At 54.1% G+C, this 21,721-nt stretch carries 21 protein-coding genes and 3 riboswitches; of the genes, 1 reads left to right on the forward strand and 20 read right to left on the reverse strand.

Annotated elements, in window-relative coordinates; translation table 11 throughout:
- Nucleotides 1–8: 8 nt before the first annotated feature.
- The 16 genes from AAFJ72_RS11600 to nrdI all read right to left on the reverse strand — a co-directional run bounded on the left by AAFJ72_RS11600 (nucleotide 9) and on the right by nrdI (nucleotide 17,765).
- Nucleotides 9–1,295, reverse strand: a complete 1,287-nt coding sequence (locus tag AAFJ72_RS11600; protein WP_432774091.1) for an acetylornithine deacetylase — start codon at nucleotides 1,293–1,295, stop codon at nucleotides 9–11.
- 1 nt (nucleotide 1,296) lies between these two features.
- The gene (locus AAFJ72_RS11605; protein WP_122906325.1) at nucleotides 1,297–2,067 is read right to left on the reverse strand and encodes a thiazole synthase; all 771 of its coding nucleotides are present in this window, start codon (nucleotides 2,065–2,067) and stop codon (nucleotides 1,297–1,299) included.
- Between the two features lie 5 nt (nucleotides 2,068–2,072).
- Nucleotides 2,073–2,276 (reverse strand): sulfur carrier protein ThiS, encoded by a 204-nt coding sequence (thiS, locus tag AAFJ72_RS11610; protein WP_122906324.1) that lies wholly within the window; start codon nucleotides 2,274–2,276, stop codon nucleotides 2,073–2,075.
- 221 nt (nucleotides 2,277–2,497) lie between these two features.
- Nucleotides 2,498–2,608, reverse strand: a riboswitch (TPP riboswitch).
- A gap of 41 nt (nucleotides 2,609–2,649) precedes the next feature.
- Nucleotides 2,650–3,033, reverse strand: coding sequence for a sporulation phosphorelay system protein KapB (gene kapB / locus AAFJ72_RS11615; protein ID WP_432774092.1), 384 nt, complete (start codon nucleotides 3,031–3,033; stop codon nucleotides 2,650–2,652).
- Nucleotides 3,034–3,110: 77 nt separating this feature from the next.
- A complete protein-coding gene (locus AAFJ72_RS11620; protein ID WP_432774093.1) occupies nucleotides 3,111–4,322 on the reverse strand; it encodes an alanyl-tRNA editing protein in 1,212 nt (403 codons plus the stop codon).
- Nucleotides 4,323–4,643: 321 nt separating this feature from the next.
- On the reverse strand, nucleotides 4,644–4,871 hold the full coding sequence (locus AAFJ72_RS11625) for a hypothetical protein (protein WP_432774094.1): 228 nt from the start codon (nucleotides 4,869–4,871) through the stop codon (nucleotides 4,644–4,646).
- A 242-nt stretch (nucleotides 4,872–5,113) separates the two neighbouring features.
- Nucleotides 5,114–6,397: a LysM peptidoglycan-binding domain-containing protein gene (locus AAFJ72_RS11630; RefSeq protein WP_122906320.1), complete on the reverse strand. Its 1,284-nt coding sequence runs from the start codon at nucleotides 6,395–6,397 to the stop codon at nucleotides 5,114–5,116.
- A 66-nt stretch (nucleotides 6,398–6,463) separates the two neighbouring features.
- Complete coding sequence (locus tag AAFJ72_RS11635; RefSeq protein ID WP_432774095.1) at nucleotides 6,464–6,775, reverse strand: thioredoxin family protein; 312 nt, start codon at nucleotides 6,773–6,775, stop codon at nucleotides 6,464–6,466.
- A gap of 279 nt (nucleotides 6,776–7,054) precedes the next feature.
- Nucleotides 7,055–7,354: a hypothetical protein gene (locus AAFJ72_RS11640; RefSeq protein ID WP_432774096.1), complete on the reverse strand. Its 300-nt coding sequence runs from the start codon at nucleotides 7,352–7,354 to the stop codon at nucleotides 7,055–7,057.
- Between the two features lie 215 nt (nucleotides 7,355–7,569).
- The gene (locus AAFJ72_RS11645; RefSeq protein ID WP_432777178.1) at nucleotides 7,570–9,066 is read right to left on the reverse strand and encodes a fatty acid--CoA ligase family protein; all 1,497 of its coding nucleotides are present in this window, start codon (nucleotides 9,064–9,066) and stop codon (nucleotides 7,570–7,572) included.
- A gap of 213 nt (nucleotides 9,067–9,279) precedes the next feature.
- Entirely contained in the window at nucleotides 9,280–9,774 is a 495-nt protein-coding gene (locus tag AAFJ72_RS11650; RefSeq protein ID WP_432774097.1) for an acyl-CoA thioesterase, read from the reverse strand.
- Entirely contained in the window at nucleotides 9,774–12,083 is a 2,310-nt protein-coding gene (gene metE, locus AAFJ72_RS11655) for a 5-methyltetrahydropteroyltriglutamate--homocysteine S-methyltransferase (RefSeq protein ID WP_432774098.1), read from the reverse strand. Before metE ends, AAFJ72_RS11650 begins: the two co-directional genes overlap by 1 nt.
- Before the next feature lie 144 nt (nucleotides 12,084–12,227).
- Nucleotides 12,228–12,429, reverse strand: a riboswitch (cobalamin riboswitch).
- A gap of 125 nt (nucleotides 12,430–12,554) precedes the next feature.
- The gene (gene brnQ, locus AAFJ72_RS11660) at nucleotides 12,555–13,907 is read right to left on the reverse strand and encodes a branched-chain amino acid transport system II carrier protein (protein WP_432774099.1); all 1,353 of its coding nucleotides are present in this window, start codon (nucleotides 13,905–13,907) and stop codon (nucleotides 12,555–12,557) included.
- A gap of 419 nt (nucleotides 13,908–14,326) precedes the next feature.
- Complete coding sequence (gene nrdF / locus AAFJ72_RS11665; RefSeq protein ID WP_432774100.1) at nucleotides 14,327–15,280, reverse strand: class 1b ribonucleoside-diphosphate reductase subunit beta; 954 nt, start codon at nucleotides 15,278–15,280, stop codon at nucleotides 14,327–14,329.
- A 54-nt stretch (nucleotides 15,281–15,334) separates the two neighbouring features.
- Nucleotides 15,335–17,419: a class 1b ribonucleoside-diphosphate reductase subunit alpha gene (gene nrdE, locus AAFJ72_RS11670; RefSeq protein WP_432774101.1), complete on the reverse strand. Its 2,085-nt coding sequence runs from the start codon at nucleotides 17,417–17,419 to the stop codon at nucleotides 15,335–15,337.
- Nucleotides 17,406–17,765, reverse strand: coding sequence for a class Ib ribonucleoside-diphosphate reductase assembly flavoprotein NrdI (nrdI, locus tag AAFJ72_RS11675; protein ID WP_432774102.1), 360 nt, complete (start codon nucleotides 17,763–17,765; stop codon nucleotides 17,406–17,408). The genes nrdE and nrdI overlap by 14 nt, the downstream gene beginning before the upstream one ends.
- 152 nt (nucleotides 17,766–17,917) lie before the next feature.
- Nucleotides 17,918–18,126, reverse strand: a riboswitch (cobalamin riboswitch).
- Between the two features lie 172 nt (nucleotides 18,127–18,298).
- Between nrdI and AAFJ72_RS11680 the strand changes: the two genes are divergently transcribed.
- The gene (locus AAFJ72_RS11680; RefSeq protein WP_432777179.1) at nucleotides 18,299–19,120 is read left to right on the forward strand and encodes an alpha/beta hydrolase; all 822 of its coding nucleotides are present in this window, start codon (nucleotides 18,299–18,301) and stop codon (nucleotides 19,118–19,120) included.
- A 119-nt stretch (nucleotides 19,121–19,239) separates the two neighbouring features.
- Here the strand turns inward: AAFJ72_RS11680 and AAFJ72_RS11685 are convergent, their stop codons facing one another.
- The 4 genes from AAFJ72_RS11685 to tlp form a co-directional block, all read right to left on the reverse strand.
- Nucleotides 19,240–19,752: an ACT domain-containing protein gene (locus AAFJ72_RS11685; RefSeq protein WP_432774103.1), complete on the reverse strand. Its 513-nt coding sequence runs from the start codon at nucleotides 19,750–19,752 to the stop codon at nucleotides 19,240–19,242.
- Between the two features lie 41 nt (nucleotides 19,753–19,793).
- On the reverse strand, nucleotides 19,794–20,126 hold the full coding sequence (locus AAFJ72_RS11690; protein WP_432774104.1) for a hypothetical protein: 333 nt from the start codon (nucleotides 20,124–20,126) through the stop codon (nucleotides 19,794–19,796).
- Nucleotides 20,127–20,158: 32 nt separating this feature from the next.
- Entirely contained in the window at nucleotides 20,159–21,265 is a 1,107-nt protein-coding gene (mnmA, locus tag AAFJ72_RS11695) for a tRNA 2-thiouridine(34) synthase MnmA (RefSeq protein ID WP_432774105.1), read from the reverse strand.
- Between the two features lie 139 nt (nucleotides 21,266–21,404).
- Entirely contained in the window at nucleotides 21,405–21,626 is a 222-nt protein-coding gene (gene tlp / locus AAFJ72_RS11700; protein WP_432774106.1) for a small acid-soluble spore protein Tlp, read from the reverse strand.
- Nucleotides 21,627–21,721 lie beyond the last annotated feature (95 nt).

Raw genomic sequence — 21,721 nt, forward strand, 5'->3', positions numbered from 1 at the left:
CTCTCTTTTCACTCCTTCTCTTCCTTTGGCGTATTGCACCAGCTGGCGATGAAGCGGGCCATGATCTGGGCAAAGCGGACAAGCTGTTTTGGATCAATCGACTCGTCGACAGCATGGGCGTACTTCAGCTCGCCCGGACCGAACAGCACAGCGGGAATGCCGGCATGCGCGAACCAGCCCGCGTCCGTGACGGTGGTCGACATGTCCACCACAGGCGCCTCGTGCAGCTCGCTCTCATAGGCGGCTTGCAGCTGCGCCAGGGCCGGATGCTTTGTATCCAGCTCCAGGGACGGAAAAATTTCCCCGCGCTCCTCGATCATGGAGCGACCGCCCCAGCGAAAGACGGGAGGATGGTCGCGCAGCCACACATCTGCCGCTGCTGCCCGTCCGACATGGTCTTCGATTTCGCGAATGATCTGTTCATACGATTCGTTCGGGTAAAAGTGAGCGGTAATCCAGAGCGCGCAGCGATCCGCAATGAACGCAGCATGACGTCCGCCCTCGATTACGGCAGGATTGATCGTATTGCTGCCAGCCGGGAAACCGGGGTACGCCTTCATCACAGCCCAGTCCCGCTCCAGCTCCTGCAGCGCCGTGATGATTTTCGCCATTTTCTCGATGGCAGACGCGCCGCGCACACCACCTCCTGCATGGATCGTCCGTGCCCGCATCCCGTCGTGCAAGGTCGTCGGGCTCTCAATCGTGATCCAGCCGGTAATGACACCGCCCTGCCCTTGCATGTGCAGGTTGCTCGTGTCGACGACAACAGCGTAGTCCGCCTGATAGCGGCGTTCGAGCGCAGCCAACGTTCCGGCTTCGCCCGCTTCCTCGCCAATCACCGATTGGAACAGCAAATCGCCTGCCAGCTCGACGCCGTGCTCGCGCAGCATCTGGATGGCGAACAGGCTTGCCGCCAGTCCGCCCTTCATGTCGGCTACACCGCGTCCGTACAGCCGCCCGTCTGCGCCGCGGGTCAAGGAAAACGGCGGATACGTCCAGCTCGCATCGTCGCCGACTTCTGCGACGTCGATGTGCCCGTTGACAATCAGGCTGTTCGCCTTGGCAGGAGCACTGCCCGGCAGTCGTCCGACGATATTGTCGTCGCCGGGGTACACGGTCCAGCGATCAACCTCAAAGCCAATGGCCGCAAGCCGATTGGCGAGTACGGTTTGCGCCGCATCGCTGTTTCGCGCTGGCGGACTCACAGTCGGATGGGAAACGAGCTCTGCCAAAAGGGCAAACAGCTCTTCTTTGCGGCTGGCAATCGCTTCTACCGCTTCTGTCAGTCGGTCCACGCTACTCGATCATCCCTTCGGTCGGGCTGCTCGCCGACGCGTAGCGCTTTTTCGCGATCCGTCCTGCGAGGAACCCTTTGCGTCCCGCTTCCACTCCAAGCTTCATCGCTTCGGCCATCAACACCGGATTGTCGGCGAGCGCGACAGCCGTATTCAGCAGCACGCCGTCAGCGCCCAGCTCCATCGCTTTCGCACAATCGGCTGGCGAACCGATGCCTGCGTCCACGATCACAGGCACTTTGGCGTCCTCGATGATGAAGCGGAGGTTGTTTTCGTTGAGGATGCCTTGTCCGGAGCCAATCGGGGATGCGCCCGGCATGACAGCATGCACGCCTACCTCCTGCAAGCGCTTGGCGAGAATCGGATCGTCGTTGGTGTAGGTCAGCACGATAAAGCCTTCCTCAACCAAAATTTTCGACGCTTCCAGCGTGCCAATCGGGTCAGGCAGCAATGTTTTCGGGTCGCCAATAACTTCTACCTTAATCATGTCACACAAGCCGGAAGCCTTCGCCAGACGGGCGATGCGCACCGCTTCCTCCGCCGTGTACGCTCCCGCTGTGTTCGGCAGCAGAGTGAATTTTTTCAGGTCGAGCTGTTCCAAAAAGTTCGGCTCTTGCGGATTTTCCAAATTGAGACGGCGAATCGCAAACGTCAAAATTTCCGCTTCCGACACCTCGACTGCTTTTCCTTGTGTTTCCAAATCTGCGAATTTTCCGGTCCCAAGCAACAGGCGGGAACGAAACTCGTAAGGGCCAATTTTCAATGTATCCATGCTGGTCATCCTCCTCCGACAAAATGAACGATTTCGATGCGGTCTCCGTCTGCAATCGGTGTTTGTTCATACCGGGAGCGGTCGATGATTTCTCCGTTGCGCTCCACGACGACAATCTTCTCCTGCAGGGAATACGAAGCGAGCAGGTCGCGGACTGTGTTGATTTCAGCCGACAGCTCTGCTGTTTTTCCGTTCAGCACAACAACCATTGTATTCCTCCTTCTTGATGGCACCTGTCGAGGGATAAAAAACGGCTTCCCTCGCCTGCCGGAAGTCACTCCAGTCAAACGGTGGAAGCCGTATGCGTAACCCATCCGTATCCGCTCGGACAGATGGAAGCAAAAAAACCATCCGCCGTGGGATGGTTGAGTGGATCTCATCATCTGGCAACAGTTTTCCGGCAAATACGCCGCCACTGCCGCACCGTGAAATCGATTCCTATACCTCTTCCTCCGCTGGCATGACCCAGGTCAGGTTCAACGGTCAGTAACACACTCGTTACAATCTCAGCCGACGATGCTCGGCCCCCGTTTGGTAGTAAACCTATGAAATTGTCGTACATTCGAGTATTACAGTACCATTCTATTTCGTGTTTGTAAAGGTTTCCTTGTACATCGATTCCAGTACAGCCAGGCAACGTTCGGACCAGGCCGCCATTTTTTTCAGCTTCTCCATTTCCCGCTCCATCGCCTTGCGCACAGACTCTTTGTAGTCGGGCACTTCGCCGTTGTAGCGGATGGCGGATGCGGCCGGGGTCATGAATTTTTCCTGGTAGGAGAGTGCCGGGCGCTCGTGAAACAGCGGCACATCCACCTCGTAGGACGTATGCAGGTCGCCCTGCTGCGGGTATTTCGTCACCGCCAGCACCTTGACCAACAACTTCGTATCGTGAATTTCCAGCACTTCCGCAATATACTCTCCTGTCCGCTGCGTCACGCGAACTTTGTCACCGGGATTCCATAGCATTGTCATTTCCTCCTTGCATCAACCATCATCGTGAAGGCCAGGCATGAACGGCCTGGCCGCGAATCGAGACTCGTCCGTCAGACCAGGGACTCGGCAAGCAGCTTGCGGGCATGTGCCAGCACTTCGTCCGCAGCAGACGCTGGTTGACCGCCGCCCTGCGCCATCGCCGGATTGCCGCCGCCTTTTCCGGCAATCAGCGGCAGCGTCTCCTTGATTAGCTGATTGACAGCAACGTTCACGGCCTGACCCCGCGCAAATACAAGCTGGGTCTTCTCGTCAGTCGCGGCGGCCAGCAAGCATACGACGTCCGGCGCCTCCGCGACCGCAAGCTGGGCGAACTGCTGCAGCTGCTGAATGGTTTTGTCCGGGAAAACTCGTGTGATGACCCGCGCTGCTCCCACTTGCTCTGCCACGTCAAGCTGCTTTCGGACTTCGCTTTCCAGCAGTTGCTTTTCGGCATCGGCGAGTCTTGCTTTCAAGCTGTCCCGTTCAGCCAGCACGCGCTCTGCCTGCACGATCAGGTCTGCTTCACTGGTTGCAAAAAGCTTCGCCAGTTCACGCACGGCCACCTGCTTGCGTGTATAGTCCCGCAAAGCGCGCAAGCCGCAGATGAACTCCAGCCGGATGTTTCCGCGATGGCGCTCCCAGCCGAGAATTTTTATCATGCCCACTTCGCCTGTGCGCGCAGGATGTGTGCCACCGCACGGATTGTAGTCGTACTCCGGGATGATGACGACGCGAACATTTTCCGTGACCGTCGGCTGTTTTTTCAATGGCAGTGTAGCCAGCTCCTCGTCATCGACAAACCGGGCGATGATCGGATGATTTTCCAGCACGACCTGATTGGCCCGCTGCTCGACCGCTTCCCATACGTCCGGTGTCAGTTCATCCAGGCGGACGTCGATTGTTACGCGTTCTTTTCCCAGGTGAAACGCGACCGTCTCCGCCTGCACTACTTCCAGAAACGCGGCGGACAAAATATGCTGTCCGGCATGCTGCTGCATGTGATCGAAGCGGCGGTCCCAATCGATCTGACCGATCACTTCCGTGCAGTCCTCCGGTAGCGGAGCTTCCAGCCGATGACGCACCTCGCCCGCTACTTCTTCCACGTCAATGACCCGACAATCTCCAAGCGTGCCCAGATCGGCAGGCTGTCCGCCTCCCGTCGGGTAAAACGCCGTCTGGCTGAGCACGGCGTACGGCGTACCGTCCTCTTCCCGCCCTTGCCTGATTACTTGCGCCGTAAACTTTCTCACATACGCATCTTGATAATAGATTCTGTCTTTCATTTTTGCTCCTTGCCGCCGGGGAGTAAAAAGCGATTTGCTTTTTCCTTCCGGCCATTATCTCCCGCCAGGGGTGCTCATATATGGATAGAAAAGTGATCGAACAACTTGTTGCCCTATGTACGTAAAGAACTCTCGTTTTTTCAAAAATCGAAGCGCACTTTCTCCGAGATGGATCAAAAAAACGCGCGCAAAGCAAACAACAGCAATCCATTGACGGCGAAGAAGTGCTCCTGTGCTGGCGAAGAGCGAAGAATCCATTCCCCGCTACTTCAGGTGCATCCAGACTTCATGGGCCGCAAACCGAACTGCCGACGGCTTTTTCTAGCCAAACAGGCGATCCATCTGCTGTTCGCGCGCGAGGCGCTCTTCCGGGCTTGCCAGATCGTATTTTTTCAACAGGTGAAACAGCTCGTTCAACCGCTCCTGGCTAAGCTCGCCTTCCAGCACGCGCCGGAACTGTCCTACCCGCACTTCGGACAAAAAGGGCGCTTGCTCGGCCAGTTTCTTTTGCACATCCTCTTTGCTGTGATTCAGCTTGCACTCTCCCATCTTTTCTCTCCTTTTCCCGTATTCTTCTAACCATCATACCACGATTGCTACCGATGGAAAACGTGACCGGGTAAGCACTCAGTGCTGCGCTGCCCTGCATTGCCAACGGAGGGCGCTTTGAGCAGTGCGCGATGCGTATGAGGGACTGCCCGGATGACAGGCGCGAGATGACAGGCCCGATTCATAAACTTGGCTGCGCCAAGCAGTTTGGCGCAGCCCATTCTTATCTGTACACCTGCTCGCTACGTTCGTTTGCGGACGCGGAAGTTGCTTTCGATCAACAGCCAGTTTTGCGGAAACGGCAAACCAAGCTTCCAGAAGCTGACTCCACGTATGCCCAGTTGCTTCACCAGATCGAATTTGGCTTGAATCGAGCGGGCGTCCTCAAACCATACCTCATGCCGTTTGCCATCGTCGGCTGTATAGTGGAAAAACGGTGCCTGCGCCCGGTAATCGTAGCGGATTACGGCGTTTTCCCGCGCCGCAAGCGCAATCGCTGCCTGCGGACTCAACGCTCGCGCCGTCGTTCCCTGCTCATACGGCAACGTCCAGTCGTAGCCGTACAAGTTTTGGCCCATCAAAATTTTTTCGGCAGGCATTTCGGTCAAGGCATATTGGAGGACACGACGCACTGGCCCAATTGGCGACACGGCCATCGGCGGCCCCCCGCTGTAGCCCCACTCATACGTCATGATGACGACAAAGTCGGCAATCTCGCCAATCGCCCGGTAATCGTGGGCGCTGTACCACCTGCCTTGCTGCTCGGCGCTCGTCTTCGGGGCCAAAGCGACGGAAAGCATCATCCCCTGGGCGTGCGCCCGGTCGCGAGCCCTGCGCAAAAAGCGGATGTACGCCTCGCGATCCGTAGCCGGGAGCGCCTCCATATCGAAATGGATGTCTCCCATCCCAAGTTCTCTCGCTGTTTGAAAAACGTTGTCGAGCACCTTGTTTTGCAGTTCCTGGTTGTTCAGGATAAGCCCGCCCAGCTCCGTGCTGAACTGGTCGTTTTCCAGATTGGTGACGACGAGCATTAGCACCACATTGTTTTGTCTGGCAATCGCGGGAAAATCGTTCAATGCCGGCCGGGCCAGCGTCCCGTCCCGTCTGATTCGGAAGCTGAACGGTGCCAGGTACGTCAGGTGCGGTGCCGCCGTACGCACGTCCGCTTCCAGTACAGGAGACACGGTCCTGCGCGGCTCCGCGTACGCGTTGAAATCCGCCGCCCGCCGCGGACGGGGCGGAATGTACAAGCGTTGCCCGATTTGCAACGGGCGGTACTGCGATATGTTATTGACGCGGGCCAGTTCGGCTGCGCTGATCTGGTAGCGCTGCCCGATTGTATACAGGGTGTCTCCCTGCCTGACCCAGTGGTAACTCCCGACAATCGGAATCACCATCGCCTGTCCTACGACGAGCCTGCCTGGATCGGGCAGTTCATTTACTTCCGCGATCGCCTCAGCAGTCGACCCATACAGTGCGGCTATGCCAGACAGCGTCTGTCCTTCTTCCACGACATGGATTTGCATGCGCCTCCCCCTTCGCAATATGTCTCTCTCTTTCTTGTATTCAGCACGAAGGGGTTAGGTGTTTGTCTAGGCGAGTGTTTTCAGTACGTCGTACAAATAACCGACGGAGTGCAGGGCATAATGCCTGCCTGTGACCTGTTCCCCGCAAAATAGGAACAGGGCCGGGACACTCGTGATTTGCAGTCGCTCCGCGAGGGCTGGGGCCGTGTTGATGTTGAGCTGGTACAGCGGCAGCTGCCTGGAGAGTGCTTCACTGGTAACGTGCAGCATCCGCTCCGCCAGCTTGCAGGTGCCGCACATGGGGGTGTAGATGAACAAGGCGAAGGGCCTGTCTTGTTGGCAAAGGCGGTGAAGCGTGGTGGTGTCGATTTCTTGCATCTGGGGCCTTTCCTTCCTTTTTCTTGATTCTTCATGCTAGGCATATCGGAAATGACTTGTCAATGAACGGGAAACAAGACATTGTGATTCTCTTTCCTTTGAAAAGTTCTGCCTGGAAACTTTGCATCTGAAAGTGATCGCAGCGCCTGAACCAGTTCGGCTGGCTATTTTTGAACATTGCTAGATCAACGTTTCTGGCAGAAAAAAAAAAGAACGTCTTGAAGTCGAAATATCGGCTTTTGAGACAGCCCCGTTCTCGTTATCTGCGTTTATCTACGTTTATTCCTCATAAATATCCATAACTTCACCCTCTCCCCACATTCTTACATATACCGTATATTTTTTATGTTCTTGCTTATCATGAATACCGGTAACATACAATCGCTGTCCATATCTATAAGAAGGTAGTTCTGCTGCTAGTTGTTCAATCGGAACATTGTATTTTTTGCTGATGTACTCCATAGCATGTTTATTTGCTGCTATTCTTCCGTTGATCGTTCCGAAAAATTCCGAGCAGCCACAAACAACGACGACCAAGATTAAAAGAACACCGACGATTTTTAACATTCGTTTCAGCATGTTCTATATCTCCTTATGGCTAAAATGGATCAGCTACACGGAAGAAGCTTAAAAATCACACAGGAAAGACGCTTGGTTTTACCAAATTGATTTCCAGAAAACTAGATCGAAGCTGTCTTTGCAAAAAAATGAACCAGACTCCTGCGTGGGTCCGGTTCATTCCCTTCTATCATCTATTTCCCGTAATAACAATGCCTGCTGCCCCCAAGTGCTGATTATTTACGCAAGGCGCGGCGCAATATTTTCCCCGTGCTGTTTTTCGGCAGCTCTGGAACGATTTCAACCAGACGCGGCACTTTGTACTTCGCCAATTTGTCCTGGCAAAAAGCGATGATGTCTTCCTGGGACACCGCCACTTCTTTCAACGCGACAAACGCCTTGACCGCTTCGCCGTGCACTTCGTCAGGCACGCCGATCACTGCCGCCTCGATAATCGCCGGATGCTGGTAGAGCACTTCCTCCACCTCACGCGGGTAGACGTTGTAGCCATCGACGAGAATCATGTCTTTTTTGCGGTCGACGATGTACACATACCCTTCCTCGTCCATCCGCGCCATATCTCCGGTGTACAGCCAGCCGTCCCGAAGCGTCGCTGCTGTATCCTCCGGCAGCCCCAAATAGCCGAGCATGACGTTCGGTCCTTTGACCACCAGCTCACCGACTTCGCCACGGGGCAGTTCGTTGCCTTCCGGATCGACGACCTTGTTTTCGACATGGGGGATGTTCACTCCTACCGATCCAGGCTTTCTCGTTCCGTGCAGCGGGTTGAAGGCTGTTGCCGGAGCCGCCTCGGACAGTCCGTAGCCTTCCAGTATTTTTACCTCGTACTTCGCTTCGAACTTGTGCAGCAACTCGACAGGCATGGATGCGCCGCCCGAGCAGCAGAGACGGACAGAAGCGAAATCTTCTTTCGTCGCATCAGGCAGTTGGAGCATGTAGTTGTACATCGTCGGTACGCCCGCAAAGCAGGTTGCTTGCTGTTCGCGGATCGTGCGGACCACCTCTGCCGGATGGAAGCGCGGAATGATAATGATAGATGCCCCGTAGCGGATCGGTCCGTTGAGACAAACGGTCATGCAAAAAACATGGAACATCGGCAGCACAGCCACCACCCGATCTTCGGGGAGCAGTTCGAACAAAATCCCCATCGCTTCTGCATTGGAAGCCATGTTGCGGTGAGAGAGCATCGCGCCTTTTGGCTGCCCGGTCGTGCCGGATGTGTACAGAATTACAGCGAGATCGTCTTCATGCCGCTCCGGCTCGACAAAGCTGCCGTCTCCCGCATGTGCAACCTGCTCCAGCGTCAGCCCGTCGCCAGCCGCCTCTGTGTAGATGAGATGTTTCACATGATCGAGTTGTTCTTTCAAAGGGGTGAGGACAGGTTCGAGCGCGGTCAGGGCGATCACGGCTTTGGCCTGACTGTTGGCGAGGATATAGCTGATTTCTCTTTGCGTGTAGATTGGATTCATCGGAACGACGGCAGCACCTGTCCGCAAAATCGCATAGTAAGCGCTTACAAACTGTGGCCGGTTGTCCATGATGAGCGCAACAGCGTCCCCTTTTCCGATCCCGAGCCTGGACAACCCGGAGGCCAGTTCAGCCACCTGCTGGTTTAATTGACGGTACGTGGTCGTCTCCCCCATAAATACGTAGGCGGGATGGTCCGGAAAATGTTGTGCGCTTTGCAGCAAATTTTCATTCAAATGATACATCACACATCTACCCCCTTTCAGAAAATTTTAACATTTCGGATTGACTCGATAAAGTATTTCTTCTCGGAAACGGTTGGGATTTCCGCAAGCAGCGGTCGTCCAAGTCTTTGGCATCGAGGGCTGAAACAGCCGCTTGCAGCAAAAGCCCCCACCCTGTCGTTGAGAGCTTTTGCTGTTGCTGCTTTTTCTGAATACCGTTTGCTGCGGTAGAGACTACGACTCTGCTTTCCGCTGTTTTCGCAGCGCGTAGCGATGCTTTGCTTTCGCGTGCTGGAGACACTCCTCCTCGCTTTCTGGTATGACGGCAGGCACCAGCGTCGGCTTGCCTTGCTCGTCAAGGGCGATCATCGTAAGGTACGCTCTTGCGGTCATACGTTTTTCGCCAGTCAACAGGTTTTCCGACTCTACCTTTACGAACACTTCCATCGAGGTGTTGTGCGTCCAGGTGACGTAAGCTTCCAGATTGATCGCTTCCCCGGTCTTGATCGGCGCGAGAAAGTCGAACGAATCGCTGGACGCAGTGACAACAGGCTTGCGGCAATGGCGCATCGCCGCAATGCAGGCAATCTTGTCAACATATGCCATCACCTTACCGCCGAAGATCGTATTGTGATGATTCGTATCCGGCGGGAGCACAAGGTCTGTCAAAAAGGTTCTCGATTGACTGATCGGTCTTGCTCCTGTTACGCTCTGTGCCTTGGTTGCCATCAGCGCTGCTCCTCTCTATGGGTCACTGCTTTTTGCGCCAGGCGGTTTCGTACAGCGTGTGTCGCTGCTACCATGTTTTTCAGAGACGCGATTGTACCCTCTCTCCCCCGCGTCTTCAGCCCGCAATCCGGGTTGATCCAGAATTGTCCTGGCGGCAGAACTTGTATACCTCGGGAAACCATTTCCTCGATCTCGTCCACTGTCGGAATGCGCGGGCTATGGATGTCATAGACGCCAAGACCGATTCCTTTGTCATACGTGCACGTCTCGAACACAGAGACAAGCTCGCCGTGGCTGCGGGAGGTTTCAATCGAGATCACATCGGCATCCAGCTCGCTGATGACGTCGATGAAATCATGAAATTCGCAATAGCACATATGGGTATGAATTTGCGTGCCAGGCTTGACCGTCGCAGTAGCGACCCGAAACGACTTGACCGCCCAATCCAGATAGGCAGCTCTGTCTGCCTGTTTGAGCGGCAAGCCTTCCCGCAGTGCCGGCTCATCCACTTGGATCATGCCAATACCTGCCGCTTCCAGCGCTTCTACTTCCTTGCGCAGCGCAAGCGCAATCTGCTCGCACACCTCCTGGCGCGGGAGGTCGTCGCGCACGAACGACCAATTCAAAATCGTGGCAGGACCTGTCAGCATTCCTTTCACTGGCTTATCCGTCAACGACTGGGCATAGACACTCTCCTTGACCGTCATCGGGGAGACGAACTGCACATCGCCGTAGATGACAGGCGGCTTCACGCAACGAGAGCCATACGACTGCACCCAGCCGTTCTTGGTGAAAACGAATCCGGCAAGCTTTTCCCCGAAATATTCGACCATGTCAGACCGTTCGAACTCGCCGTGCACCAGTACATCAAGGCCAATCTGTTCCTGGATGGCAATCCACTCGCGGATTTGCTCCTGAATGAACGCTTCGTACTGTTCAGCGGTCCAGTTTCCTTTTTTGAACTGCTGTCTGGCCTGACGAACTTCTGTCGTCTGCGGGAAACTGCCGATTGTCGTCGTCGGCAGCAGCGGGAGCTTCCACTTCGCCTGCTGAATCTCACGACGCTCGCGAAACGGCACTGCCCGTTTGGCTGCTATCATCCTTAGCTCTTCTCGCGCCTTCAGCACTTCCTCGCGGTTCCGCGCTGGAGATTGGGCCAGGCTCAGCAAGTTTTGCTCGTTCTGGGCGAGTTCTTTCGAGATTACATACTTTCCATATCGGAAACCTTGGACTAAAAGGCAAACCTCCGCCAATTTCTCATCGGCAAACGCCAATGCAATACGCACTTCTTCCGGCAAATCGGTTTCAGCTTCGACAGTAACCGGAACGTGCACCAGGCTACTCGAAGGCTGAACCCATATCCGCTCTGGGGCGACTACGGAGCACAGCGTCTTGACCAGTTCCCACTTTTCCTTGAGAGCCGAGCACCAAATGTTGCGTCCGTCAATGACGCCCGCGCCGAGCACTTTGTCTTGCGGGAAACCGTGCGTCAACAGGTTGGCGAGATTCGTCTGTTTCCCGTAGACAAAATCAAGGCCCAGGCCATGGACAGGCAGTGCAATCAATTCCTCGTACCAATCTACCGCCTCAAAATACGTCTGCACCATCAGCTTCAGGTGCGGCAGCGCCTGGCTAAACTGCGCGTACACACGGCGAATGATTGCTTTTTCCCGCTCACTCACATCGAGCACGAAAGCAGGCTCATCCATCTGGACCCACTCGACGCCGTGCAGTTCAAGCTCGCGCAGCACATGCACGTACAGCGGCACGATCTGATTGACGACGTGCTCAAAATCGTCTTTGGCGTACCCTTTGGACAGCTTGACAAATGTATACGGCCCGACGATGACAGGCTTGCCGACAATGCCCAGCTGTTCTCTCGCCTCCAGATACGCTTTTAGCGGCTTGTTTTCCGTCAGGACAGGCGTGCGCTCGCCGAACTCGGGGACAATATAGTGGTAGTTCGTGTTAAACCACTTGGTCATTTCGCAGGCGACAGCTTCCTTGTTGCCGCGCGCCATCGCAAAATACGTTGCCAGCGGCACTGGACCGCCCGCATACGCGAACCGCTTCGGAACCAGGCCAAACATGACCGCCATATCGAGCATGTGATCGTAGAACGTAAAGTCGTTGACCGGAATCCAGTCGATCCCCTTTTCCTGCTGTTTGACCAGGTGCTGCTTGCGAATTTGCTCCATTTGCGCAAGGAATATCTTCTCATCGAGTTTCCCCGCCCAAAAAGCTTCCAGTGCCTTTTTCCACTCGCGGTCCTTGCCAATCCGTGGATATCCCAAATTGCTGCTTTTCATCAGCAAACCCTCCATCCTTTACGATCATTTTTCGGATTCTCCCCAATAAAAAAGGCATCTCCAACGATCAGAAAGAACGTTAGACATGCCAAATAAACACTGAGATCACAGCATCCTAACACCTCCCTATCTCCCGTAGGTTAAGCAGTGTTGTCGAAACAGGCAGGTCTCCTGACTTAAGGATCTTAACCTGCACAGCGCCTTCCCAGTCCAGCATGACCAGTGGCCAAAAGCTGTGCAAACTCCCCTCATACAGTGGCGGGACCGTGTCGGATTCTCACCGACTTCCCTTTTCATCCTTGCGCCGATATCTTATCGCCAAGGAACCTGTTCCCACTTCTATGAAATTGTCAAAATGAATGCATGTGCCCTCATAAAAGATGAGACACACCTTCTTCATACAGTAACATGCAAACCAGTTTTTGTCATGCAAAACAATTCCAGCTTTCGCCAAACTCTTTTCGCTCTGCCTTATTGTTTGTTCAGGCGAAGCTCATGCGCACGCAGGGATGGTTTGCGAATCAAATAAATGAGGTAGCCGACTACGCCCCCGACCAAACCAGGAAGCAACCAGCCCAGCCCGATTGTGTACATGGGCAAGTAGCGTGAAAAGACGTCATGAATCGCCTGGACCTCGATCCCGCCAGCATTTAGCCCGTCAAACAGACTGATGAGAAACGTGGCGAACAAGCAGCCCTGATACACCTCTGGCCGCCCGCCAAACGCCTGATGCATGAACGTCAAAAAGATCAGCGCGATGGCGATGGGATACATCGTCGTCAAAACCGGAACGGACACCTTGATGAGTGCGGTCAGCCCGATATTGGCGACAAGTGTGCTGAACGCAGCCAAAATTACGGCAAACTTTTTATACGAAATGCGCGGAAACAAGGCGTGGAAAAACGACGAGCACGCCGTAATCAGTCCGACGCTGGTTGTCAGGCAGGCCGCGGTAATCATCAGACCGAGCAGCAGGCCGCCGTAAGAACCGAAGTAATAATTCGACACTTTAGCCAAAACTTGCGCGCCGTTTTCCAGATGACCGAGCTTTTCCACGCTGGAAGCGCCCATGTAGGCGAGCACCGAGTAGAAAAACGCCAGGAGCACACCTGCAATCAGCGTCGCTTTGGCGCACGTCAGCAAAATTTGCTTTCGCGCCGTAACGCCTTTTTCCTTGATCGCCTGAACGATGATGATGCCAAATACAAATGCCCCAAGAGCGTCCAAGGTTAAATAGCCGTCCTGGAATCCTTTGAAAAACGCCTTGGACTGGTAATCCCCCACTGGTGCTTGCAACTCGCCAATCGGATACACAATGGCCGTCAGGACGATGATGCCGATAAACGTCAGCTTCATCGGTGTCAAGACTTTTCCGACTACATTGATAATTTTTCCAGGATTGAGCGACAACAGGCAAGCGAGCGTGAAGAACAGGACGGTAAAGATAATCAGCGGCACAGGGCCGGCCTGCTCGGATAAGAACGGCTTGATTCCGATCTCAAACGACACATTCCCGGAGCGCGGAATGGCAAAAAACGGCCCGATAGCCAAATAGAGCATGATGGTGAAGACGAGGCCAAACAGCGGGTGCACACGGCTTGCCAGTGAGCGCAAATCGTTTTTACCTGAATACACCAACGCTGTAATCGCCAAAAGTGGAAGGCCAACCCCGGTCACGAGAAAGCCGACGTTGGCTTCCCAGACATTCGTTCCCGCCATCTGTCCGAGCATCGGAGGAAAGATCAGATTGCCCGCGCCAAAAAACAGCGCAAACAGCATGAATCCGATGATGACGATGAACGAATAGGAAACTTTTTGATGCATGACAAAAACCTCCTGTGATAAAAAGCAAAGGGCTCTTTTTAGCAACCCTCAGATTCGTGAAAAAATTCACGAAGTCTGACGCTTTATCCAGACTCCAGCCAGACTGGATTCCCTGTCAGATAAATCAGTCCTCCAAACGCACCACTCGATGTTTGCATGACTCTCTCTCGTTTCCACCTTGCTGCTCCAGTCCAACTCTCATAGACTTAGACTGGCTGGCAAGGAGAAGAGCGACACATCATTTATTTATAACACAAATATGAATGAAAAAGTATTTTCGAATAAATAAAACTATTATTCCATCTCCTGCACGACATCGTACGCCTTCGCGTGAGGCCCCTTTCGCGGTTTCCTTCCAGCACAGCAAAAAGACTGCCATCTGTAGACAGCAGCCCTTTTTAAACAATCGTTTAAGCTTTTTACTCAAAACGAAAATCGTCATCCGTCAGCGGCTCGACGTTGAGCGTACGGACGTAGCCATTGCCTTTTTTCGAGAAGAAATCGTGCTGCTTCGTGTGCGTCCGTATCCCGTTCAGGACGATCGGGTTGACTTCCTCCTCCGGGAAGAACGGTTCCAACCCCAGATTCATCAGCGCTTTGTTCGCGTTGTAGCGCACGTAGGCCAACACCTCGTCCGCAAGGCCAATCTCTGTGTACAGGGAGACGGTGTACTCCTCTTCATTTGCGTGCAACTCGTGCAGAAGTGCGTACAGCTCTTCTTTCACCGCCGCCTGCTCCGCGACGCTGAGCTTTTGGTACACTTCCTGCGCGAGCACGCCGACGTACAGGCCGTGAATGCTCTCATCCCGCACAATCAGGTCGATAATTTCGCCGCTGCTCGTCATCTTGCCCTGCCCTGCCAAATAGAGCGGGTAGAAAAAACCGCTGTAAAACAGGTAGCTTTCCAAAAAGACCGAGGCGACCATCGCCATGTACAAATCTTTTTGCGTCTCGATCTCCTGGTAGCGCTTCGAAATCAGTGCCGCTTTCTTTTGCAGATGCGGATTGCGCTCGACCCAGGCAAAAATTTCGTCGATCTCTTCCGTAGCAGCGAGCGTCGTGAAAATGCTGCTGTACGATTTGGCGTGAATTTGCTCCATCATGCCCATGAAGGCCAGGACGGCCTTGCGCTGCAGTCCGTCCACATGCTCCATGATTTTCGGCATCCCTACGCCACCTTGCACGGTGTCGAGCAAGGTCAGTCCGCCGAGCACTTTTTTGTATGTGTCCCGTTCCGAAGCGCTAAGCTCCATCCAGGACATTTTGTCATCCGAGAGCGGAATCTCGTCATCCGTCCAGAACTGCATGATGTTCTGGTTCCAAAAGGTCATTGTAAAATCGTCGTCCGGCCTGTTCCAATTGACTGCTTTCATCGGCGTTCCTCTTCTCTTAAAAAAACTTGTTCTGCACAGGGGCGTTCCCTCACATTACACGGCGCAGCTAATGCACTCTTCCACTGTCAGGTGCTTGGTGCGTGTGTAGTAGAGCGATTTCAAGCCTTTTTTCGCCGCGTATATGTAGTAGCGCGCCAGTTCCCTGGTCGAGATGTTGCTGTTGACGTGCAGTACGGTAGAAATTCCTTGGTCTACATGCTCCTGGATTTCTGCGATCAAATCGATCACCTTGAACTGGTCGATCACATAGGCAGATTTGTAGTAAAAATAGTTTTCCTGCGACATGTACGGCATCGGGTAGTAGGTTGTCGAGTTTGCATACGTTCTTGTCTCGATATGTTCGACGACCGGCATCACGCTCGATGTCGCATTCTGAATGTAGGAAATGCTCTGCGTCGGCGCAATCGCCAGACGGTACGCGTGATACAGTCCGTTCTTCTGCACCTTTTGCTTGAGCGCGGCCCAATCGTCCGGGGTCGGAATGTGCATGCCAGCAAACAGTTGCTTGCCTTTTTCCGTGCGCGGACGGTAGTCGTTCGTCAAGTATTTGTCAAAATACGTGCCTTTGGCGTACTCCGACTGCTCGAAGCCCATGAACGTTTCCCCTTTGGCCTGGGCGATCTCCATGCTCATTTCCAGCGAGTAGTAGTTCATCATCATGAAAAACGTGCGGGCAAAGTCTTTGGCTTCCTCGCTCTCGTAGGCGATCTTGTTTTTCGCCAGGTAGCCGTTGAGGTTCATCGCACCCAGCCCGACGGAATGCAGCTCGCGGTTCGCCTTTTGCACGCCTGGCGCATTTTCCACGCGGGTCATATCGCTTACGGCGGTAATCGCCTCGATGCCTTCGCGCACGGATTCGCGCACTTTTTTGCGCTCCATCACGTTGACGATGTTGAGCGAAGCCAGATTGCAGCTAATGTCGCGGCGGATGATGTCCGGCTCGCCGTAGTTGGTAATTGTGGATGTCTCCTGGAGCTGGAAAATTTCCGTGCACAGGTTGGACATTTTCACGGAGCCGATGTCTTTCAGCGCGTGATTTTTGTTCGCGTTCGTCTTGTTCATGATGTACGGGTAGCCCGACTCCATCTGGATCATCGCGATTTTGGTGAGCATGTCGCGGGCGCTCATGACGACTCTTTTCTTGACGCGCTCGTTTGCCACCAGCTCGTCGTACATTTCGTCGAGATCCAGATCATCCAGATGGACGCCGTATTCCCTGTAAACGGAGTAAGGCGCGAACACCGTCAGCGGCTTGTTTTCCTCTGCGAGCTTGTAAAACACATTCGGTACGATCAGGCCGATTGACAGCGTCTTGATCCGCGACTTTTCATCGGCATTGATCTTTTTGCAGTCGAGAAACTCGTTGACGTCCCAGCCGAAGATGTTGTAGTAGGCCGCCCCGGAGCCTTTACGCTGGCCCATCTGATCGGCGTAGGAAAACGCATCCTCCAGCAGCTTGAGCACAGGCATGACACCCTTGGCTGCCCCCTCGACACCTTTGATCGGCTCGCCGCGTCCGCGCAGCTTGGACAGGTTAACGGCCACGCCGCCGCCGATTTTGGACAGCTGCATACAAGTGCCGAGCACGTAGTTGATCGAATTCAGGGAGTCGTCCATCTCCAGCAGGAAGCAGGAAACCATTTCGCCGCGGCGGCTTTTTCCGGCATTGAGAAACGTCGGTGTCGCAGGCTGCAGGCGCTGCTCGATCATGGATACCGTCAGCCGCTTCGCCAGCTCGAAGTCACCACGTCCGAGCGAGAGTGCCACAATCGCCACCCGATCCGGGTACTGCTCCAGATACATCGATTTGTCGTTCGTTTTCAGGGCGTAGTCTTTGTAAAACTTGGAGATGGCCATGTACGAAGCGAATTGAAACCCGGCTCCATGCGCCAGACGGAAAATTTCATCGACCTGTTCCACGGTGTATTTTTCGTACACATTTTCGTAGTAGTCGTTTTCGATCAAGTAGTCCATGCGTTCTTTCACGCTGTTGAAGGTCATCGTCTTGGCCTGTACTTCTTCCATGAAGACAGCAACGGCCTCTCTGTCCTTTTCCAGTTGGTAAAATCCGTCGCTTCCTCGCTGCATCAGTTGGTTGTTCAATTCAATGTGTCGCAATTGCTGCCACCCCACTCGTAAATTGTTCCACATCACGGCCGGTACCGGACAGTTCGAATTTGGAAATGACCGGAACGCCATATTGGCTGGCAATCGTGTCTGCGCTTTTGGCAAAGCTGGCTCCCCAGTTGCGGTTGCCGCTGGCCGACACGCCGCGCAAATAGACATGATTCCGCTTGAGGAAACGCTCCACTTTTTCCGGCACCTGGCCAAAGCCCGTCGTATATGTAACCAGAACGAACGGCTCTTCGATCACCATTTCGGGATCAATCTCCACGTGAGGCAACCCGAGCTTGCTGACGAATCTTCTGACGTTTCCTGTTTTGGAGTCAAAAGCGATTAACATGTCCCTCATCCTTTACTGCTAATGTGAATTTTTCAAGCAAAGTAAAAACGCATCCGACGTCAAAAGGCCGAATGCGCATGATGATCCCCATCGTATCCATTCGTCCCAAGACGAATGGAGCGTTCGAACACTTCCCTATCTCCCGTAGGTTACACAGTGCTTGCGGTCAGGCAGGTCTCCTGGCTCGGGGTCATCGCTCCATTTTCGCCTTCCCGATTTGTTGGATCAGTGGCGCAAACACAAAATGGAACTCGCTCCTTACAGTGGCGGGAACCGCGCCGGATTTTCACCGACTTCCCTATTATGTCTACCAAATATTGCGTGATATTGCGTGGCAAACACCTGTCCGCATCAATATGTAGTTGGCAAAACTTACTTTACCTCAATATATCGTAGTAGTCAAGGTCAGCATGTTCTATTTTGGCACTGATAATCTCTCTCATTTCTCTGTTGCCAATCTCTGGATCGCATCCCTATAATAGATTTCGTATACAAAAAGTTGACGCCATCGGCCGACTGGAGAGTGATTCATGATGGAGGACACGGTTTATGAAGCAGTAACGATTCCTCGTTCGCAAATCCGAAAAATGACCTACGATGATCGCACGTTTCACATTTTTGTCAGCATCCCTGACGTGACACCGCCGCCATCCGGCTTCCCGGTCATCTATGTGCTGGATGCCAACTCGGTTTTTGGCACCATGACCGAAGCGATCCGCCTGCAAAGCCAGGCTCCAGAAAAAACGGGTGTGTATCCCGCAATCGTCGTCGGCATCGGCTATCCGACAGAAGCGCCGTTTCATCCCTCGCGTTACTACGACTTCACCCATGTCGTGCCCGCATCCGAGCTGCCTGCTCACCCGCGCGGCGGCGAATGGCCAAAAATGGGCGGGGCAGAAGGCTTCCTCTGCTTCATCGACGACACGGTGAAACCCGCGATTGAAAAGGACTTGCCCGTCGACCGCACCCGGCAAACGATTTTCGGGCATTCGCTCGGCGGCTTGCTCGTGCTGCACGCCTTGTTGACCCGGCCGCATGCGTACCAATGCTATATCGCCGGCAGCCCGTCGATCCACTGGAACGAAAGCGTCCTGTTGGAAGAGGAACGCCGCCTGCCGTCCCTGCTCACTGACGATACGCGCATCAGAGCGCTGCTCACCATCGGGGAGCTGGAAAACGACGGCCGCTTCGACGTCAACGTCAAGGCGCAGGCAATGGCCGAGCGGTTGTCCGACATGGGCAATGGGCAGATCGAAGCGTCTTTCCGCCAGTTCCCGGACGAAAATCACACCTCTGTCCTGCACGTTCTCATCAGTCACGCCATTCGCTTTGCTTCCAAGCCACCTGCCCGCTAGTCAGGGCAGTTTTTTCTTTACCTCGCTCCATGCCACAAGCACGAACGCCAGTCGACACACAAAAAACCGCCCATACGCAAACGATGAGCGGTCATGCGTGCATTCCAGTTCTTTTTCGCCTATTGCAGAGACAACACCTTGTTGATCTGCGGCAGCTCCTCGATGGCCGCTACTACCGCCGGTGTAATCTCTTCGTCGGTGACGCAAATCAACAGGGCGTTTTTCCCCTTTTGCTCACGCGACACATTCAGCTTGGAAATGTTGATCTCGTGGTCAGCCAGCTTGCGGGACACGTCGTAAATGACGCCCGGATAGTCAGTATGGTGGACCAGCAGACCGTGAGCGCCCGGAGGAATCCGACAGGCGCAGTAGTTGATTTCGCTGATGTACACTTCGCGCCAGTCCTGGGCAAACGTGTACTTGTTCGCGCCCACGCGCAAATTTGCGAGATGGTTGGCGTACTCGCCGGAACTGTTTTGAACCGAGACGCCGCCGCCAAGTCCCTCCAGCAGAAGCGAAGCGATCTCTTCTTTATTTTCATGGGACAAAATGCTCAGGGACGCCCCTGTTAGCTGCGGCTCCAGTCTGCGAATCAATTGGGCCAATTCTCGAAGTCCAGCATATTGGGTCATGTACTGCCCTCACTCTCCCAGTCAGATTTAATCCTTGCTGCTTATTGCGGAAGAATCCACTCTTCCGGTTCCTTGATAATCGAGGAATGGTTGTCGGAGCGATACCAGGCTGTCAAGGTTTGTCCATCCTTCGTGTACACGATGCGATAGATGGTGTTGCCCTTTCCACTTTTCTCAAACGGACTTTCCTCCAGCGGAACCACTGTCACACCGCTCGCTGCAATCACGCCGCCTTTTTCCGCGATGACGCTCTGGATCGTGGCCATGTGCTCATTGCCCGTGACTGCCATCCCCATGTAAGCGAGCACCCCCATCAAGATCGCAACCGCCAGAAACGAAACAATAATCACTTTGGACTTTTTCGCTGTATCCACCTAACGCTTCCTCCGTTATTTCATTCTCTTTGTCAATCGGAAATCGGACGCACTTTGTCAATCGTGCCTCCCCCCAGGCACACTTCTCCATCGTAAAAGACGACGGCTTGCCCAGGTGTCACTGCTTTTTGCGGTTCTGCAAAAACAACTTCTACGGTGTTGCCCTCGCGGATGTGCACCGTCACTTGCTGGTCAGGCTGGCGATAGCGGAATTTCGCGGTGCAGGTAAACGATTCGGTCGGCTTGTTCGCGCTCACCCAGTTCACGTCAGTCGCCAGCAAGCTGCTCGAATACAGGCGGGGATGGTTGCTGCCTTCGCCAACGATCAGGACGTTGCGCTCCAGGTCTTTGTCCACGACAAACCACGGCTGTCCGGTCTTGCCGTGCCCGCCGCCAATCCCCAAGCCCTGGCGCTGGCCAAGCGTGTAGTACATCAGGCCGTCATGCCGTCCGATCACGTCTCCGTCTACCGTTTCGATATTGCCGGGCTTGGCTGGCAAGTAGTTTTGCAAAAACTCGCGGAAGTTGCGTTCGCCAATGAAGCAAATCCCGGTGCTGTCCTTCTTTTTCGCGGTGTACAGCCCGGCTTCTTCGGCAATTTTACGCACCTCTGGCTTTGGCAAATGGCCGATCGGGAACATCGTTTTCGACAACTGCTCCTGACCGAGCACATTGAGGAAGTACGTCTGGTCTTTGTTGTTGTCTGCGCCGCGGAGCAGCTTGTACTCTCCGTCGATGAACTTCACCTGCGCGTAATGGCCTGTGGCGATGTAATCGGCCCCCAGGTCCATGACTTTTGCCAAAAGCTCGCCGAACTTGATCTCGCGGTTGCACATGACATCGGGATTCGGGGTGCGCCCGCGTTTATATTCATCCAAAAAATACTGGAACACCTTGTCCATGTATTCTTTTTCAAAATTTACGGTGTAGTACGGAATGCCAATCTGTTCACAGACGCGCCGGACATCCTGGAAGTCTTCTTCCGCCGTGCAGTGGCCGAATTCATCGGTATCATCCCAGTTTTTCATGAAGATGCCGATGACGTCATATCCCTGTTGCTTGAGCAGGTAAGCCGTCACGGAGGAGTCGACCCCGCCGGACATGCCGACAACGACGCGTGTATCTTCTGGTCGTTTCATAGTCTTTCTCCTCTTGATTCAATTTGTCCATTTACAGATTACCATGTTTCGCCCAACAATTCATGTCTTGTTGCACTTTTGCCGGCTGCATGTGAAAAACGCCTGCCGCAACAGACTGCGACAGGCGCTGATGAACACGTTATTCACTATGGGAAACTTCGTCTTTGATCTCGGAGCGAAATCCCTGGATGCTCTCTGCACGGCGATAGTTTTTCGCCTCGATGTTTGCCCGTTCCTCTTCGGAAATCTCGCCCGCATGTGCCGCCAGGTAATCCTCTGACTCGCGAATGTTCTCTTCCGTGTTTTGCAGCATCTCTTGCAGCTTGGCTGCGTTGTCAGAACGGTCGTCTGGTTTTGCCATGAAAAACACTCCTCCCTTTGCCAATTTGATTTCCTACCTGTACCATTGTGCTCCGTTCGCGGAGGAATTATGTACGATCAGGTGGAGAAATCGGG

This window comes from Brevibacillus gelatini (genome assembly GCF_050920745.1).
Lineage (GTDB): Bacteria > Bacillota > Bacilli > Brevibacillales > Brevibacillaceae > Brevibacillus > Brevibacillus gelatini.